Genomic DNA, 16,123 nt, shown 5'->3' on the forward strand with positions numbered 1-16,123 from the left:
GCCCGGTGGGGCCGACCGGTGAGGCGTCGGGCGTAGTCAGGGCAGAGAACGCCGTGGCCTCGGTCCGTCCTCCTGTGCGGGGAGGGCGGAGGTCCAGCACTCGTATTGTGGACTAGACCATTATCCGTTGTCCATGGGTGGGCCACGGATTTTACGCACCCCCGCCGGGCCTGGGCCGGGCGGTGCCGCTCTGGTAGATTGGTCTATACCACCCTTGTGGGCCCTCGCAGTCGCACCCCCACCTCTCCAGAACGGCAGGACCAGCGTGGAAGTTGTGATCGTCCCGGACGCCGCCGCGGGCGGCGAGGTCATCGCGGAGGCCGTCGCTGCCCTGCTGCGGCGCAAGCCCGACGCCCTGCTCGGCGTGGCGACCGGCTCCACCCCGCTGCCCGTCTACCGGGCGCTGGCCGGCAAGGTCCGGGCCGGCACGGTGGACACCTCCCGCACCCGCGTCTGCCAGCTCGACGAGTACGTCGGCCTGCCCGCGGGCCACCCCGAGTCCTACCGCTCGGTGCTGCTGCGCGAGGTCGTGGAGCCGCTCGGCCTCTCGCCCGACCGCTTCATGGGCCCGGACGGCGCCGCGGCGGACGTGGCGGCCGCCTGCGCCGAGTACGACGCCGCGCTCGCCGCGGCCGGCAGGGTGGACCTCCAGCTGCTCGGCATCGGCACCGACGGCCACATCGGCTTCAACGAGCCCTGCTCCTCGCTCGCCTCGCGCACCCGGATCAAGACCCTCACCGAACAGACCCGCGAGGACAACGCCCGCTTCTTCGACGGCGACATCACGCAGGTGCCGCACCACGTGATCACCCAGGGCATCGGCACCATCCTGGAGGCCCGGCACCTGGTGCTGCTCGCCACCGGCGAGGGCAAGGCCGAGGCGGTCGCGGCCACGGTGGAGGGCCCGGTGGCCGCGGTGGTCCCGGCCTCCGCGCTGCAGCTCCACCCGCACGCCACGGTGGTGGTCGACGAGGCGGCGGCCGCCAAGCTGAAGCTCGCGCCCTACTTCCGCGCCACCTACGCCGCCAAGCCCGACTGGCAGGGGCTGTAGCCGAACGCCGGTAGCTTCCGGCAGCCCCGGACAACGATGAAGGGCGCCGCGGGACCCCCCTGACCCGGGTCCTGCGGCGCCCTTCGCACAGGCGCCCCGTACCGGCGAGCCCCGCAGGACTCCCGTCGCGGCTACGCCCCTGCGATCACCTCGGCCGCCGCCTGCCCGCAGACCCGGGAGGCGCCGTGCGTGGCGATGTGCAGGGCGCCGCGCGGCGGGGACTGGGGGACGCCCATCTCGACCACGACCGTCTCCGGCCGCCGGGCCACCAGGGCGTCGAGCGCCTGGGCCATCCACGGGTGCCGGTGGGCGTCGCGGACCACCGCGACCACCCGCCGCTCCCCCGCCTCGGCCAGCAGTGCCTCGACGTCCGAGCCGCGGTAGGTGCCGGAGCGGGTGCCCGGCAGCAGCCGCTCCAGCGCGGGCGCCACACCCCAGGGGGTCTCGGTGCCGACCGCGATGTTCGCCTCGGCCGCGAAGGAGGCGACGAACGGCGGGCCGTCCAGCGCGGTGAACCCCTCGGCGCGGGTGATCCGCAGCGCCCGGCGGGCGGCCTGCAGTCCGACCTCGGGGCCGGGCGCGATCCCCTCCGCCGCGCCCGACCGCTCGGCCGCCCAGGCGGCGACGTCCCGGACCCGGCGGGCGGCGTCGGCGAGCCGCTCGGCCGGCAGCGACCCGTCCCGCACGGCGGCCACGAGGGCGTCGCGCAGGTCGAGCACGGTCTGCTCGTCGTGGAGCCCGCCGCCCACGCAGATCGCGTCCGCGCCGGCCGCGATCGCCATCACGGTGCCGCGGGCGATGCCGTAGGCGCCGGAGATGGCCCGCATCTCGATGCCGTCGGTGACGATCAGCCCGTCGTAGCCGAGGCCGCCCTGCTCGCGCGGGGCGCGCAGCAGCCCGAGGATCGCCGGGCTGAGCGTGGCCGGCAGGGCGCCGTCGAGCGCGGGCACCAGGATGTGGGCGCTCATCACCGCCTTGGCGCCCGCGGCCAAAGCGGCCCGGAAGGGCACCAGTTCGCGGGCGTCGAGCGTGGCGGCATCGACGTCGATGCGCGGCATGGCGTGGTGGGAGTCGACGGCGGTGTCGCCGTGGCCGGGGAAGTGCTTGACGCAGGCCGCGACGCCGGCGGACTGCATGCCCTCGATGTAGGCGGCGGTGTGGCGGGCCACCAGCGCCGGGTCCTCGCCGAAGGAGCGGGTGCCGATCACCGGGTTGTCGGGGTCGGAGTTGACGTCCGCCGAGGGCGCCCAGTCGAAGTTGACGCCCAGCAGGGCCAGCCGGCGGCCGAGTTCGGCGGCCACCGCCCGGGTCAGGTCAGGATCGTCCACGGCGCCCAGGGCGAGGTTGCCGGGGAAGGACGAGCCCTCGCGGACCTCGATCCGGGTGACGTCGCCGCCCTCCTCGTCGGCGGTGACCAGCAGGTCGGGCCGCTGGGCGCGCAGCCGGGCGGTCAGGGCGGCGACCTGCTCGGGGGTGCGGATGTTGCGGGAGAACAGCGCGACCGAGCCGAGGCCCTCGTCCAGCAGCCGCAGCACCCAGTCGGGCGGCGTGGTGCCGCCGAAACCGGGCTGCAGGACGGCCAGGGCGTCGCGGGCGGTGTCGGCGTCGGAGTGCGGGGGCGCGGCGGCCGCGGTCCGGCTCATCCCTTCACCGCCCCTGCGGTCAGGCCGCCGACGGCGCGGCGCTGCAGGAACAGGAAGACGACGACGACGGGCACGGTGAACAGGCTGGAGGCCGCCATGGTGGCGCCCCAGTCGTCGCCGAAGTTGGTCTGGAACTGGGTCAGCCACAGCGGCAGCGTCTGTGCGCTCTCCTTGTTGAGGATGAGCACCAGCGGGAACTCGTTCCAAGCGGTGATGAAGCCGAACAGCGAGGTCGCCATCAGGCCGGGGGCCAGCAGCGGCAGCACGATCCGCCAGAACGCCTGCAGCCGGGTGCAGCCGTCGATCAGCGCGGACTCCTCCAGCTCCTTGGGCACCGCGGCGATGAAGCCGCGCAGCGTCCAGATGGTGAAGGGCAGCACCATCATCATGTAGAAGAGGGTCAGCGGCACCAGGCTGTTGAGCATGTCCTGGTCGCGGACGATCATGTAGACCGAGATCGTCATGACCTCCCAGGGCGCCATCTGGGCCATCATCACGATGAGGATGAACGCCTTGCGGCCGCGGAAGCGCATCCGGGCCACCGCGAACGCCGCGGCCATCGCCACCAGCAGCGACAGCACCACCGAGCAGATCGTGACGGTGAAGCTGTTGCGTACCAGGGTCCAGAACCCGGCCGCGTGCACGGCCTTGTCGAAATGGCCCATGGTGCCGTGGAACGGGATGAAGACCGGGGTGGTGGAAATGATGTCCAGGTCGGGCTTGAAGGCCGTCGTCACCATCCAGTAGACGGGGAAGACGAAGAAGACGAAGAGGACGAGGGCCACCACGTTGGGCCAGGTGCGTCCGAACAGCGAGCGCCTCACAGCTCGTCCTCCTGCTTCAGGATGATGCGGAAGTAGTAGGACATCAGCGCCAGCAGGATCAGGATGGTCAGCACCGAGATCGCCGCGCCGGTGCCGTAGTGCTGGTTGCCGACGCCCTCGACGAACGCGTAGACCGGCAGGGTCTCGGTGAGCCCGGCCGGACCGCCCGCGTTCAGCGCGTAGACCTGGGTGAACGCCTTGAAGACCCAGATGATCTCCAGGAACGTGGTGCTCAGGAAGAAGGGGCGCAGCATCGGGAAGAGCACCGAGGAGAAGGTGCGCCATGCGCCGGCGCCGTCCATCCGGGCCGCCTCGAAGATCTCGGCCGACACGGTGGTCAGGCCGGCGTAGAAGTTGAGGGCGACGAAGGGCAGCGACTGCCAGACGATCATCAGCGTGATGACCGCGAAGGTGGAGAACTGGCTGCCGAGCCAGTTGTAGCCGGCCATCGAGTGCCAGCCGAGCTTGTCCAGGCCCCAGTTGACGACGCCGTAGCGGGTGTCGAAGAGCCACTGGTAGACGGTGGTGGCCGCCACGTACGGCATCGCCCAGGCGAGCACCAGGCCGATCGAAAGGGTCAGCCGCATCCGCTTGCCGAGCCGGTTGAGCAGCAGGCCGATCAGGGTGCCGCCGACCATGATCAGGGCGACGTTGGCGAGGGTGAAGAAGATCGACCGCTCGGTGGTGTGCCAGAACTCGGCGCTGGTGAGCTGTTCCTTGTAGTTCCCGAAGCCGGTCCACTGGGTGGTGTGCTGGATCAGCTGGAAGGCGTTGAGGGTCTGGAACGAGATGATGACGTTCCGCACCAGCGGGTAGCCGAGCAGCACCGCGGTGGCCACCAGCGCCGGCAGGATCAGCAGGTAGGGCGTGGTGCGGCCGGCCAGGGCGCTGCCGCGTGAGGCGCGCGGGCGGCCGGGCGCCGGCGCGGTTCCCACCGCGACGGGGGCTCCGGCCGTGGGCGCGGCCACCGCCGATTGCTGGTCGGGGGCCCGGGTCGGCGTCCCTCGGTACTGCGCGGCCATGCTTCCCTCTTCTCGTGCCGTCCGCTGCGAGCGCTGGGCCCGGCCCGCCCGCCGGCCGCGCGCAGGCGGTCGGCGGGCGGGCCGGGCGGGGTCCTACTGCTGGCTGAGCCGCTTGTCGATCTCGGCGTCGGCCTTCTTGGCGGCGTCGCTGGGGCTCTGGCCCTGCAGCACGCCGGTCATGAACAGCGTGGTGATCGGGTTGGGCGCGTTCTCCACGTTGCCCCAGGCCGGGATGAGCGGCGTGGTGCCGCCGTTGGCCGCGGCGGCCGAGGAGGCGGTGCCGAACTCGTTGCCGGCCAGCTGGGAGTCGAGCGAGGCCTTGTTCGGGACGACGCCGCCCTCCTTGGCGAGCTCGCCCTCGAACTGGTCGGACATCGCCAGGGTGAGGAAGTCCTGGGCCAGCTCGGGGTTCTTGCTGCCCTGGGTGATGGCGAGGTTGGAGCCGCCGACGAAGACGGCCGCGGGCTTGGCGGCGGTCTTGCCCGGGAAGGGGAAGAAGCCGACCTGGTCCTTCAGCGCCGGGTTCTTGGTGATGGCGCCGCTGGCCTCCCAGCCCAGGCCCAGGAACGCGCCGACGTCGCCCTTGGCGAACACGTCGGACTGCTGCGGGGTGGCCTCGTCCTTGTCCTTGGGCGCGGTGCCGTAGGAGTTGAGCCTCTTGTAGAGGTCGATCGCCTGGGCGGCCTGCGGGGTGTCGAGGTTGCCGACGTACTTGTCGCCCTGCTTCTTCACCAGGTCGGCGCCGGCGTCCAGCAGGAAGCCGTCGAAGCCGTACCAGTCCTGGCCGGGCAGGTAGAAGGCGTCCTTGGTGCCCTTGGACTTGATCTTGTCCAGGTCGGAGAAGAGCTCGTCCTGGGTCTTGGGCGGGGTGGTGATGCCGGCCGCGGACCAGATCTTCTTGTTGTAGACCACGACGCGGCTGGCGAAGTACCAGGGGGCGGCGAACTGCTTGCCGTTGTAGACCGCGGAGCCGTTGAGCGCCGGTACCCAGTCGTCGCCGCCGATGGCGGACTTGACGCTGGTGAGGTCCTTCAGGCCGCCGGTGGCCGCGTAGTACGGCGTCTGGGTGTTGCCGACCTCGATGACGTCCGGCGGGGTGCTCTCGGACAGGGCGGTGGTGAGCTTCTGCTGGATGCCGTCCCACTGCTGGACGGTGATCTTCAGCTTGGCGCCGGGGTACTTCTGCTGGAACGCGGCGGTGATGTCCTTGGTCCAGCCGGGCGGGTTGGAGCCGCTCATCAGCCAGACGTTGAGCGTCTTGCCCTTGAAATCGGCCGGACCGGCGGAGTCGCTCTTGTTCTTGCTGTCGCTGCTGCCGCCGCAGGCCGCGACCCCGGTGAGCACTGCCGCCGCACCGATCGCGGCGATGAGCTTGCGCTTCATGCCACCCTCCTTCAGGATGCCCGAGACTCCCCCCACCGCCCGAAATGTCAGGTCCGGTGGCACACCACCGCACCCGCGTCCTGCTCGTGGGTCTGGGATTGGTCGTTAATGGTTAGACCAGTACCCCGGAGCTTGGCCTAGACCTTTAGGGGTGTCAAGGGTGTATAAGAACACCCGTCGGGTCCGTTATCGGACCGACACCATCGGACCGGACCACCGGACCGACACGTCGGCGGCGCCGACCGCCCACCGCCTCCCTCCGGCGGGGCGGCCCGTGCCACCATGTGACCGCGATCAACGGAGGAGCCGGTGACGGCAGCACGACAGCAGTCGGGAGTACACGGCATGGACAGCGACACGGGCAGCGGCGCGCAGGCCACCGCGAACGGCACCGCGGGCCGCACCGCCCGGGTGCCGAAGTACTACCGGCTCAAGCGCCACCTGCTGGACATTACCCGCACCATGCCCCCCGGTACTCCTGTTCCGCCGGAACGGACCCTAGCCACCGAGTTCGACACCTCCCGCACCACCGTCCGGCAGGCGCTGCAGGAGCTGGTCGTCGAGGGCCGGCTGGAGCGCATCCAGGGCAAGGGCACCTTCGTGGCCAAGCCGAAGGTCTCCCAGGCGCTGCAACTGACCTCCTACACCGAGGACATGCGTGCCCAGGGCCTCGAACCCACCTCCCAGCTGCTGGACATCGGCTACATCACCGCCGACGACCGGCTCGCCGAACTGCTGGACATGAAGGCCGGCGGCCGGGTGCTGCGGATCGAGCGGCTGCGGCTGGCCAACAGCGAGCCGATGGCGATCGAGACCACCCACCTGTCGGCCAAGCGCTTCCCGGCGCTGCGCCGCAGCCTGGCGAAGTACACCTCCCTGTACACCGCGCTCGCCGAGGTCTACGACGTGCGCCTGGCCGAGGCCGAGGAGACCATCGAGACCTCGCTCGCCAACCCGCGCGAGGCCGGGCTGCTCGGCACCGACGTGGGGCTGCCGATGCTGATGCTCTCCCGGCACTCGGTGGACACCACCGGTGAGCCGGTGGAGTGGGTCCGCTCGGTCTACCGCGGCGACCGCTACAAGTTCGTCGCCCGCCTCAGCCGCCCCACCGACTGAGCCCGCCCCCGGCACCCCGGCCGTCCCGCCGTTCCCGCGGTCCCCGCCCTTCTCCGCTCCCCCGTACGGCTGATGAACGCACAGGTAGTGACGCGCGTCACCGCACTCCCCTAGATTCCTGCGCACAGCAGTGATCACTCGAGGGACGGGAGCACCTACTGTGCCGCCAGACCAGGCCCAAGAACAGGAACAGCACCAGCCCGCGCACCGGCAGCCCGTCGTCACGCCCTCCCGCGTGGCGGCCGGGATCTGCCTGATCGCACCGTTCGTCGCCCTGCTGTGGGTGGGTTCCTACTCGCGGCAGACGCCGACCTTCATCGGCATCCCCTTCTTCTACTGGTACCAGCTCGCCTGGGTGCCGGTGGCCGCCGCGCTCACCTACACCGCCTACGTCCTGGTCCGCCGCGAGGAGCGGCTGCGCAAGGGGGGTGCGGGCCGGTGAAGAACGACGTCAACGGCGTCGCGCTCGGCGTCTTCATCTTCTTCTTCCTCGCCGTCACGGTGATGGGTTTCCTGGCCGCCCGCTGGCGGCGCGCGGAGAACGCGCTGCACCTGGACGAATGGGGCCTGGGCGGGCGGAGCTTCGGCACCTGGGTGACCTGGTTCCTGCTCGGCGGCGACCTCTACACCGCGTACACCTTCGTCGCCGTGCCGGCGGCGATCTACGGGGCCGGCGCCTCCGGGTTCTTCGCCGTCCCGTACACGATCGTGGCCTATCCGCTGGTCTTCCTCTTCCTGCCGCGGCTGTGGTCGGTCTCGCACAAGCACGGCTACGTCACCTCCTCGGACTTCATCCGCGGCCGGTTCGGCTCCAAGGCGCTGTCGGTGGCCGTCGCGCTCACCGGCATCGTGGCCACCATGCCGTACATCGCACTCCAACTCGTCGGCATCCAGGCGGTGCTGGACGTCCTGGGGGTGGGCGGCGGCCACTCCACCAACTGGTTCGTCAAGGACCTGCCGCTGCTGATCGCCTTCGGCGTGCTCGCCGCCTACACCTACTCCTCGGGCCTGCGGGCACCCGCGCTGATCGCCTTCGTCAAGGACGCGCTGATCTACATCGTCATCGCGGTGGCGATCATCTACATCCCGTACAAGCTGGGCGGGTTCGACGACATCTTCCACAAGGCGGGCACCGCGTACGCGGTCACCAACCCGGCCACCGGCAAGCCGCGCGGTTCGCTCACCGTCGCCCCGCAGGCCCAATGGGCCTACGCCACCTTGGCGATGGGCTCGGCGATGGCGCTCTTCCTCTACCCGCACTCGGTGACCGCGGTGCTGTCCGGCAAGAGCCGCAACGTGATCCGCCGCAACACCACGATCCTGCCGCTGTACTCGCTGATGCTCGGCCTGCTGGCCATGCTCGGCTTCATGGCGGTCGCCGACGGCGTCGGCAAGGGCATCAAGGGCTACAACGCCCAACTCGCCATCCCCCAGCTGTTCGAGAACATCTTCCCCAGTTGGTTCGCCGGGATCGCGTTCGCCGCCATCGGCATCGGCGCCCTCGTGCCGGCGGCCATCATGTCCATCGCGGCCGCGAACCTGTTCACCCGCAACATCTACAAGGACCTCTTCCGGCCGAACGCCTCGCCCGCCGAGGAGACCCGCGTCTCGAAGATCGTCTCCCTGGTGGTGAAGGTGGGCGCGCTCGTCTTCGTGCTCTCCATGGACAAGACGGTGGCGATCAACTTCCAGCTGCTGGGCGGCATCTGGATCCTGCAGACGGTGCCCACGATCGTCGGCGGCCTGTTCACCCGGTGGTTCCACCGCTGGGCGCTGCTGGCCGGCTGGGCGGCGGGCATGGCCTACGGCACCTGGAAGGCGTACGACCAGTCCAGCCCGACGCAGGCGCACTTCGGCGGCAACTCCGACACCATCCCGTGGATCGGCAAGATCGGGTACATCGGGCTCACCGCCTTCGTCCTCAACCTGGCCGTCGCCGTCGTCCTCACCCTGGTGCTGCGCGCCCTGCGCGCGCCGGCCGGCACCGACGAGACGTCCCTGTCCGACTACACGGTGGAGGCCGGCGAACAGGGCGTGGCTGCCGAACTCCCGGAGCCCGCGGGGGCGTAGGAGGTCTCAGGGGCCCGTAGCGGTCCTGCCGTGGGCGGTCCCCGCGTGCTGCCGAAGGCGCGCGGGGACCGCACGCGAGCAGGCTACGACCGCCGGCCCTCCCCGCGGAACGCCCGCCGGTAGGACTGCGGGGTGGTGCCCGTCCAGCGCCCGAAGTGGTGGCGCAGCGTGGCCGCGTTGCCGAAGCCGGCCCGGCCCGCGACAGCGTCGATCGTCTCGTCGGTGCCCTCCAGCAACTCCCGCGCCAGCAGCACCCGCTGGCCCAGCAGCCAGCGGTACGGCGTGGTGCCGGTCTCCTGCTGGAACCGCCGGGCGAAGGTGCGCGGCGACATGTGCGCGCGGGCGGCGAGTTCCTCCACCGTGACCTCGCGGTCCAGGTGCCGCTCCATCCAGGCCAGCACGCCGGAGACCGGGTCGCTCTTGGCCCGCGGCAGCGGCCGGTCCACGAACTGCGCCTGGCCGCCCTCGCGGTGCGGCGGCACCACCATCCGCCGGGCTATCCCGTTGGCCACCGCGCTGCCCTGCTCGCGCCGTACGAGGTGCAGGCAGGCGTCGATGCCGGCGGCGGTGCCCGCGGAGGTGGTGACGCCGGCGTCGTCCACATAGAGCACGTCGGGCTCCACGACGGCCTCGGGGTAGCGCCGGGCGAGGGTGGCGGCGTGGCGCCAGTGCGCGGCGCACCGCCGCCCGTCGAGCAGCCCGGCGGCGCCCAGCACGAAGACGCCCGAGCAGACGCTGAGCACGGTGGCGCCGCGGTCGACCGCCCGGTTGAGCGCGGCGAGCAGCGGGCGGGGGAACTCCCGGTCGCTGAAGTCGTCCCCGGCCGGCACCGCGACCAGGTCCGCCTCCTCCAGCCGGTCCAGGTCCTCGGCCACCCGCAGCGAGAACCCCGCGTGCGTGGCCACGTCGGCGCCCTCGGCGGAGACCACCGCGAAGTCGTAGACGGGCAGGCCCTCGTCGCTGCGGTCGAGGCCGAACACCTCGCACAGCACGCCCAGTTCGAAGGGGTGGACGCCGTCCACCACCGCCACGGCCACGTTCTGCAGCATGCCCCCGAGCATCGCACAGTGGCAGGATGTTTGGGTAGTACGACAGTCCTGCCACTGTCCTGGTGTAAGCACCGCGAGCAGGCTGGACCCATGACCATTCTCCTGGACATCGCGGCCCTGCTGGCCCTCCTGCTCGCCCTGACCTTCGTGCCCGTCCTGGGGCTCCGCCACGAGGCGCGGATCACCCGGCAGTTGCGCGCCGCCGAGGCGCGCCGCGCCCGCGAGGAGGCCGAACCGGCTTCGCGGAGCCTTCCCGCACGGCTCCCCGGCTACGTGCCGCAGGGCCGAAGGCAGCCCCCGGCGCCCCGTACGGCCTCGCCCGCAGCCGGTATCGACACACCAGCGACACGCTCGACGCCACAACATCTGGGGGTAGTTCGCTGAACCAGCCCCCACATGTATGCTCGTCACCGTTGCCGCAGGGGAAGCCGGTGTGAATCCGGCGCTGCCCCGCAACGGTGAGCGGCCGTGCCCCGGCACGTCCGCGCAGCCCGATCGCCTGACGGCAGCGCGCCGCGCGCACGCGTGCGGCGCACCCGTCCGGGCCTCGTGGAGTGGGCCGACGGACGCACGGCGGCCTGCCCGGAACCGGGCCCGCTCCGCCCTGCCTTCCGTCCCTCCCGCGCGGCCGCCGCCGCGTTCGAGGGAGAGCACCCGTATGACCTTCGCACCCACCGCGCCCGCAGCCGAGGACACCGCAGCCCCGCGGGCCGCCGGCACCACAGGACCGGCCGGACCGGCCGACCCCGCAGGGGATGCGCTCCTGCACGAACTGCTCGCCCTCACCTCGGACCTGCCCGACACCGACCCCGGCCGGGTGGCCGCCGCCGCCCTGCGTGGCCGCAGCGCCGCCGCGGACCCGGCCGAACTGCGGGCGCTGGCCACCGAAGCCGCCGCGGGACTGATCGCCGAGGACCCGGCCTACTCGCGCCTGGCCGCGCGCCTGCTGACCCGCACCGTCGCCGAGGAGGCCGCGGGCCAGGGCGCCACCTCCTTCTCGGCCTCGATCGCGGTCGGCCACCGCGAGGGCCTGATCGCCGACCGCACCGCCGACTTCGCCGCCCGGCACGCGGCCCGCCTGGACGCCCTGGTCGAGCAGGCCGTGGCCGAGGGCGCCGACGACCGCTTCGGCTACTTCGGCCTGCGCACCCTGCACAGCCGCTACCTGCTGCGGCACCCGATCACCCGCCACGTCGTCGAGACCCCGCAGCACTTCATGCTCCGGGTGGCCGCGGGCCTGGCGGAGGACGACACGGCCCGCGCCGCGGACGAGGTGGCCGCCCTCTACCGGCTGATGAACCGGCTGGAGTACCTGCCGAGTTCGCCCACCCTCTTCAACTCCGGCACCCGCCATCCGCAGATGTCCTCCTGCTACCTGCTGGACTCCCCGCTGGATGAGCTGGACTCCATCTACGAGCGCTACGCGCAGATCGCCCGCCTGTCCAAGCACGCCGGCGGCATCGGCCTGTCCTGGTCCCGGGTGCGGGCCCGCGGTTCGCTGATCCGCGGCACCAACGGCCACTCCAACGGCATCGTGCCCTTCCTGAAGACGCTGGACGCCTCGGTGGCCGCCGTCAACCAGGGCGGGCGCCGCAAGGGTGCCGCCGCGGTCTACCTGGAGACCTGGCACACCGACATCGAGGAGTTCCTGGAACTGCGCGACAACACCGGCGAGGACGCCCGCCGCACCCACAACCTCAACCTCGCCCACTGGGTGCCCGACGAGTTCATGCGCCGGGTCGAGCAGGACCGGCCCTGGTCGCTCTTCTCGCCCGCGGACGTCCCCGAACTGGTGGACCTGTGGGGTGCGGAGTTCGACGCCGCCTACCGCCGGGCCGAGGCCGCGGGACTGGCCCAGAAGACGCTCCCCGCACGGGAGTTGTACGGGCGGATGATGCGCACCCTGGCGCAGACCGGCCAGGGCTGGATGACGTTCAAGGACGCCGCCAACCGCACCGCCAACCAGACCGCCCGGCCCGGCCGCACCGTCCACTCCTCCAACCTGTGCACCGAGATCCTGGAGGTCACCGACGACTCCGAGACGGCCGTGTGCAACCTGGGCTCGGTGAACCTCGGCGCCTTCGTCACCCCCGAGGGCACGATGGACTGGGAGCGGCTGGACGCCACCGTGCACACCGCGGTGACCTTCCTGGACCGCGTGGTGGACATCAACTTCTACCCGACCGAGCAGGCCGGCCGCTCCAACTCCCGCTGGCGCCCGGTGGGGCTGGGCGTGATGGGCCTGCAGGACGTGTTCTTCAAGCTGCGGCTGCCCTTCGACTCCCCGCAGGCACGGGAGTTGTCCACCCGCATCGCCGAGCGCGTGATGCTCGCCGCCTACGAGGCGTCCTGCGGCCTCGCCGAGCGCAATGGCCCGCTGCCGGCCTGGGACCAGACCCGCACCGCCGACGGCGTGCTCCACCCGGACCACTACGGGGCCGAGTTCGCCTGGCCCGAGCGGTGGGCCGCGCTGCGCACCCGGATCGCCGCGGCAGGCCTGCGCAACTCCCTGCTGCTGGCCATCGCGCCGACCGCCACCATCGCCTCGATCGCCGGCGCGTACGAGTGCATCGAGCCGCAGGTGTCCAACCTCTTCAAGCGCGAGACGCTCTCGGGCGAGTTCCTCCAGGTCAACTCCTACCTGGTGGCCGACCTGAAGCGGCTCGGCGTGTGGGACGAGCAGTCCCGCGAGGCGCTGCGCGAGGCCAACGGCTCGGTCCAGGGCTTCGGCCGGGTGCCCGCCGAGGTGCGCGCCCTGTACCGCACGGCGTGGGAGCTGCCGCAGCGCGCCCTGATCGACATGGCGGCGGCCCGCACGCCCTTCCTGGACCAGAGCCAGTCGCTGAACCTATTCATGGAGACCCCCACCATCGGCAAGCTCAGCTCGATGTACGCCTACGCCTGGCAGCGCGGCCTGAAGACCACGTACTACCTGCGGTCCCGGCCTGCGACCCGGATCGCCCGCGCCGCCCAGGCAGCGCCCGCCACCCCTGTCCCCCTTCCCGGGCCGGCCGCCGACGCCGACGCGATCGCCTGCTCCCTGGAGAACCCCGAGTCCTGCGAGGCATGCCAGTGACCACCACCGAGACCGCCAGGAACCTGCTCGACCCCGGTTTCGAGCTGACCCTGCGCCCCATGCGCTACCCGGACTTCTACGAGCGCTACCGGGACGCCATCAAGAACACCTGGACCGTGGAGGAGGTCGACCTGCACTCCGACGTCGCCGACCTCGCCAGGCTCTCGCCCGCCGAGCAGCACCTGATCGGCCGGCTGGTCGCCTTCTTCGCCACCGGCGACTCGATCGTCGCCAACAACCTGGTGCTCACCCTCTACAAGCACATCAACTCCCCCGAGGCGCGCCTCTACCTGAGCCGCCAGCTCTTCGAGGAGGCCGTCCACGTCCAGTTCTACCTGACGCTGCTCGACACCTACCTGCCCGATCCCGAGGACCGCGCGGCCGCGTTCGACGCGGTGGAGAGCATCCCCTCCATCCGCGAGAAGGCGCAGTTCTGCTTCCGCTGGATGGACTCGGTGGAGTCGGTGGACCGCCTGGAGTCGTCCGCCGACCGCCGCCGCTTCCTGCTCAACCTGATCTGCTTCGCCGCCTGCATCGAGGGCCTGTTCTTCTACGGCGCCTTCGCCTACGTCTACTGGTTCCGCTCCCGCGGCCTGCTGCACGGCCTGGCCACCGGCACCAACTGGGTGTTCCGCGACGAGACCATGCACATGTCCTTCGCCTTCGACGTGGTGGACACCGTCCGCAAGGAGGAGCCGGAGCTCTTCGACGCCGAACTCGGCGGCCAGGTCACCGAGATGCTGCGGGAGGCGGTCGACGCCGAGCTGCAGTTCGCCCGCGACCTGTGCGGCGACGGGCTGCCCGGGATGAACACCGACTCGATGCGCGAGTACCTGCAGTGCGTGGCCGACCAGCGGCTGGTCCGGCTCGGCTTCGCCCCGGTGTACGGCTCGGCCAACCCCTTCCCGTTCATGGAGCTGCAGGGCGTGCAGGAACTCACCAACTTCTTCGAGCGCCGCCCGTCCGCCTACCAGGTCGCGGTGGAGGGCAGCGTCTCCCTGACCGAGGACTTCTGACCCCGGGCGGGGCGCCCCGGCTCCATCGGGTCGGGGCGCCCCGCCGTGCCGTCGTGGACACGGCTGGTGACCGCGGATAACGTGAGTCAGCCAACGTTGCAGAAGTGGCCGCCACACGTGGCTCGGCCGGCCCGGGGGAGCCCTGCCAACGCCTGTCTCCTCGGCCGTCCTCGCGTGCCCGCGGCCCCGCACACCTCGACCAGCGGAGACAGGCACTCACATGGCACGACGCACCACCGCACTCGCCGCCACGGGCTCGCTCGCGGCCGCCGCGCTCCTCCTCACCGCCTGCGGCGGGGGCGGCAGCGACAGCAAGATCACCTCGAGCCCGGCGGCGCCCACGACATCGGCGCCGGCCACGAGCGCCCCGGCGACCACCCCCGCGGCCGCGGACGGCCCCACCTTCGACTTCCCGAGCGACGTCAAGGTCGTCGTGGACCCCGACACGACGGGCGACGCGACGAAGGACGCGATCCTGAAGGACCAGGCCTACGGCGAACAGGCGATCTTCCTCGCCATCGCCAAACTCGACCCCAAGCTCCCGCAGTTGCAGACCTACGTCGGCGGCGACGCGCTGCAGAGCTGGATCGACAAGGTCAAGTGGGGCCAGTCGCACCACCGTTCGGTCACCGGGACCACGCAGTTCTACCAGCGCACCGTGCACGTCACGGGGTCGGACACGGCGAACGTGACGTTCTGCGAGAGCGAGCGCGCGGCCTACGACAAGGACACCACGACCGGCAGGACGATCAAGACCACACCGAGCCCTGACGACTTCACCCAGCACCTGGCGATGATGCAGAAGGGCAGCGACGGCGTCTGGAAGATGACCACCTACCAGTCGCAGAAGGGGGCGAAGGCATGCCAGCGCTGAGACGGCTCCGCTCCCCCCTCGTCGTCACCACCACGGCGCTGGCCGGCGTGCTCGCGCTCTGCACGCCGAGCTACGCCGGTGGATCGTGGGACACCACCGACCCCGCTCCGCCCTCCCCGCCGCCCAAGGCCCCCGACCCCTCGACCATCAGCTCCCAGGTCCACTACTCCCGCAGCTACCACGGCTCGGGCGCGAGGATGACCTCCTCGGCCGCCGCCTGGTCGCCTCCCGTCTGCTGGTACGAACCCACCTACTCCCCCCAGCAGATGGAGGACTACCTGACCACCCACTACGAGGCCGAGCACATCGCGGAAGAGGTCATCGGGCAGGACGACCCCGGCGGCATCGACTACCACACCGGTGAGAAGGGCGCCTGGTGGAAGCTGGTCATCCCCGACACCGCCCGCGGCGGCGAATGCGACGCGCCGCACTCCTGGCTCTGGGTCACCCCCACCACCCCCAGCTCGCCGCAGGCGCCCGTCATCGACCCCAAGACCCTCGCCGGGCTCGCCTACGACCGGACCGTCCTGCCCGAGCCCGACATCACGCTGCGCCCCACCGGGCAGAACCAACTGGTCAACCTGGACACGGAAGTCCGCTTCGACAAGGCCCTGCCCAAGGTGTGGGTCACCGCCCGGCTCGACAACGCGGCCTTCGGCGTGCACGTCGCCGCCACGACCACCGCCGTGCCCACGCGGCTGACGATCGACGCGGGCACCGCGGACGCCGATCCGGCCAGCTGCACCTACGACCTCAGCGCCAGCGGCGGGAAGTTCAGCGTGGACACCAAGGGCGCCGGGTGCAACGTGACGTACCGCAAGGCGTCGCCGCACGGCGGCTACCGGCTGACCGCCAGCGTCGTGTGGAAGGTCACCTGGACCCCCTCCGCCGACCCCGACGGTCCGCCGCAGGCCCGACCCGCGCTCCCGGACGGGCAGTCGAGCCGCACCTTCCCCGTGACCGTGCGGGAGAACGTCGCCCTCAACCGCTGAGCGGACC

The 16,123-nt window shown here is 71.5% G+C and carries 14 protein-coding genes and 1 riboswitch; of the genes, 9 read left to right on the forward strand and 5 right to left on the reverse strand.

Features of this window, described 5'->3' with window-relative positions; translation table 11 throughout:
* The first annotated feature begins 265 nt into the window (after positions 1-265).
* Entirely contained in the window at positions 266-1,051 is a 786-nt protein-coding gene (gene nagB, locus BLR33_RS07845) for a glucosamine-6-phosphate deaminase (protein ID WP_093783550.1), read from the forward strand.
* 131 nt (positions 1,052-1,182) lie between these two features.
* On the opposite strand, the gene BLR33_RS07850 is transcribed toward nagB, so the two are convergent.
* The 4 genes from BLR33_RS07850 to BLR33_RS07865 all read right to left on the reverse strand — a co-directional run bounded on the left by BLR33_RS07850 (position 1,183) and on the right by BLR33_RS07865 (position 5,923).
* Positions 1,183-2,694 carry a glycoside hydrolase family 3 protein gene (locus BLR33_RS07850; protein WP_093783551.1) on the reverse strand — a complete coding sequence of 504 codons (1,512 nt, stop codon included), beginning with the start codon at positions 2,692-2,694 and terminating at the stop codon, positions 1,183-1,185.
* Complete coding sequence (locus BLR33_RS07855; RefSeq protein ID WP_093783552.1) at positions 2,691-3,518, reverse strand: carbohydrate ABC transporter permease; 828 nt, start codon at positions 3,516-3,518, stop codon at positions 2,691-2,693. Before BLR33_RS07855 ends, BLR33_RS07850 begins: the two co-directional genes overlap by 4 nt.
* Positions 3,515-4,540, reverse strand: coding sequence for a carbohydrate ABC transporter permease (locus BLR33_RS07860; RefSeq protein ID WP_093783553.1), 1,026 nt, complete (start codon positions 4,538-4,540; stop codon positions 3,515-3,517). Before BLR33_RS07860 ends, BLR33_RS07855 begins: the two co-directional genes overlap by 4 nt.
* 93 nt (positions 4,541-4,633) lie before the next feature.
* Positions 4,634-5,923 carry an extracellular solute-binding protein gene (locus BLR33_RS07865; protein WP_093783554.1) on the reverse strand — a complete coding sequence of 430 codons (1,290 nt, stop codon included), beginning with the start codon at positions 5,921-5,923 and terminating at the stop codon, positions 4,634-4,636.
* A 345-nt stretch (positions 5,924-6,268) separates the two neighbouring features.
* Here BLR33_RS07865 and BLR33_RS07870 point away from each other — a divergent pair, with 345 nt between their 5' ends.
* The 3 genes from BLR33_RS07870 to mctP all read left to right on the forward strand — a co-directional run bounded on the left by BLR33_RS07870 (position 6,269) and on the right by mctP (position 9,109).
* Positions 6,269-7,039: a GntR family transcriptional regulator gene (locus tag BLR33_RS07870; RefSeq protein WP_093783555.1), complete on the forward strand. Its 771-nt coding sequence runs from the start codon at positions 6,269-6,271 to the stop codon at positions 7,037-7,039.
* Positions 7,040-7,199: 160 nt separating this feature from the next.
* On the forward strand, positions 7,200-7,481 hold the full coding sequence (locus tag BLR33_RS07875) for a DUF3311 domain-containing protein (protein WP_245771247.1): 282 nt from the start codon (positions 7,200-7,202) through the stop codon (positions 7,479-7,481).
* Positions 7,478-9,109: a monocarboxylate uptake permease MctP gene (gene mctP / locus BLR33_RS07880; RefSeq protein ID WP_093783557.1), complete on the forward strand. Its 1,632-nt coding sequence runs from the start codon at positions 7,478-7,480 to the stop codon at positions 9,107-9,109. Before BLR33_RS07875 ends, mctP begins: the two co-directional genes overlap by 4 nt.
* Positions 9,110-9,192: 83 nt before the next feature.
* Here mctP and BLR33_RS07885 read toward each other — a convergent pair whose 3' ends face one another.
* The gene (locus BLR33_RS07885) at positions 9,193-10,158 is read right to left on the reverse strand and encodes a GlxA family transcriptional regulator (protein WP_093783794.1); all 966 of its coding nucleotides are present in this window, start codon (positions 10,156-10,158) and stop codon (positions 9,193-9,195) included.
* A 90-nt stretch (positions 10,159-10,248) separates the two neighbouring features.
* On the opposite strand from BLR33_RS07885, the gene BLR33_RS07890 reads away from it, so the two are divergent.
* From BLR33_RS07890 to BLR33_RS07910, 5 genes are all read left to right on the forward strand, one after another.
* The gene (locus BLR33_RS07890) at positions 10,249-10,542 is read left to right on the forward strand and encodes a hypothetical protein (protein WP_093783558.1); all 294 of its coding nucleotides are present in this window, start codon (positions 10,249-10,251) and stop codon (positions 10,540-10,542) included.
* A gap of 10 nt (positions 10,543-10,552) precedes the next feature.
* Positions 10,553-10,679, forward strand: a riboswitch (cobalamin riboswitch).
* Between the two features lie 137 nt (positions 10,680-10,816).
* A complete protein-coding gene (locus BLR33_RS07895) occupies positions 10,817-13,234 on the forward strand; it encodes a ribonucleoside-diphosphate reductase subunit alpha (protein ID WP_093783559.1) in 2,418 nt (805 codons plus the stop codon).
* Positions 13,225-14,250, forward strand: coding sequence for a ribonucleotide-diphosphate reductase subunit beta (locus tag BLR33_RS07900; protein ID WP_093783560.1), 1,026 nt, complete (start codon positions 13,225-13,227; stop codon positions 14,248-14,250). Before BLR33_RS07895 ends, BLR33_RS07900 begins: the two co-directional genes overlap by 10 nt.
* A gap of 220 nt (positions 14,251-14,470) precedes the next feature.
* Positions 14,471-15,124 carry a hypothetical protein gene (locus BLR33_RS07905; RefSeq protein ID WP_093783561.1) on the forward strand — a complete coding sequence of 218 codons (654 nt, stop codon included), beginning with the start codon at positions 14,471-14,473 and terminating at the stop codon, positions 15,122-15,124.
* A complete protein-coding gene (locus BLR33_RS07910) occupies positions 15,112-16,116 on the forward strand; it encodes a hypothetical protein (protein ID WP_093783562.1) in 1,005 nt (334 codons plus the stop codon). Before BLR33_RS07905 ends, BLR33_RS07910 begins: the two co-directional genes overlap by 13 nt.
* The last annotated feature ends 7 nt before the right edge of the window (positions 16,117-16,123 follow it).

Origin of the sequence: Actinacidiphila guanduensis (genome assembly GCF_900103985.1) — a bacterium.
Taxonomy (GTDB): Bacteria; Actinomycetota; Actinomycetes; order Streptomycetales; family Streptomycetaceae; genus Actinacidiphila; species Actinacidiphila guanduensis.

Bases quoted from the DNA above. Each gene is read 5' to 3' on its own strand.
- BLR33_RS07850 (WP_093783551.1), bottom strand. From the start codon at position 2,694: ATGAGCCGGACCGCGGCCGCCGCGCCCCCGCACTCCGACGCCGACACC.
- BLR33_RS07860 (WP_093783553.1), bottom strand. From the start codon at position 4,540: ATGGCCGCGCAGTACCGAGGGACGCCGACCCGGGCCCCCGACCAGCAA.
- BLR33_RS07865 (WP_093783554.1), bottom strand. From the start codon at position 5,923: ATGAAGCGCAAGCTCATCGCCGCGATCGGTGCGGCGGCAGTGCTCACC.
- BLR33_RS07870 (WP_093783555.1), top strand. From the start codon at position 6,269: ATGGACAGCGACACGGGCAGCGGCGCGCAGGCCACCGCGAACGGCACC.
- BLR33_RS07885 (WP_093783794.1), bottom strand. From the start codon at position 10,158: ATGCTGCAGAACGTGGCCGTGGCGGTGGTGGACGGCGTCCACCCCTTC.
- BLR33_RS07890 (WP_093783558.1), top strand. From the start codon at position 10,249: ATGACCATTCTCCTGGACATCGCGGCCCTGCTGGCCCTCCTGCTCGCC.
- BLR33_RS07895 (WP_093783559.1), top strand. From the start codon at position 10,817: ATGACCTTCGCACCCACCGCGCCCGCAGCCGAGGACACCGCAGCCCCG.
- BLR33_RS07900 (WP_093783560.1), top strand. From the start codon at position 13,225: ATGCCAGTGACCACCACCGAGACCGCCAGGAACCTGCTCGACCCCGGT.
- BLR33_RS07905 (WP_093783561.1), top strand. From the start codon at position 14,471: ATGGCACGACGCACCACCGCACTCGCCGCCACGGGCTCGCTCGCGGCC.
- BLR33_RS07910 (WP_093783562.1), top strand. From the start codon at position 15,112: ATGCCAGCGCTGAGACGGCTCCGCTCCCCCCTCGTCGTCACCACCACG.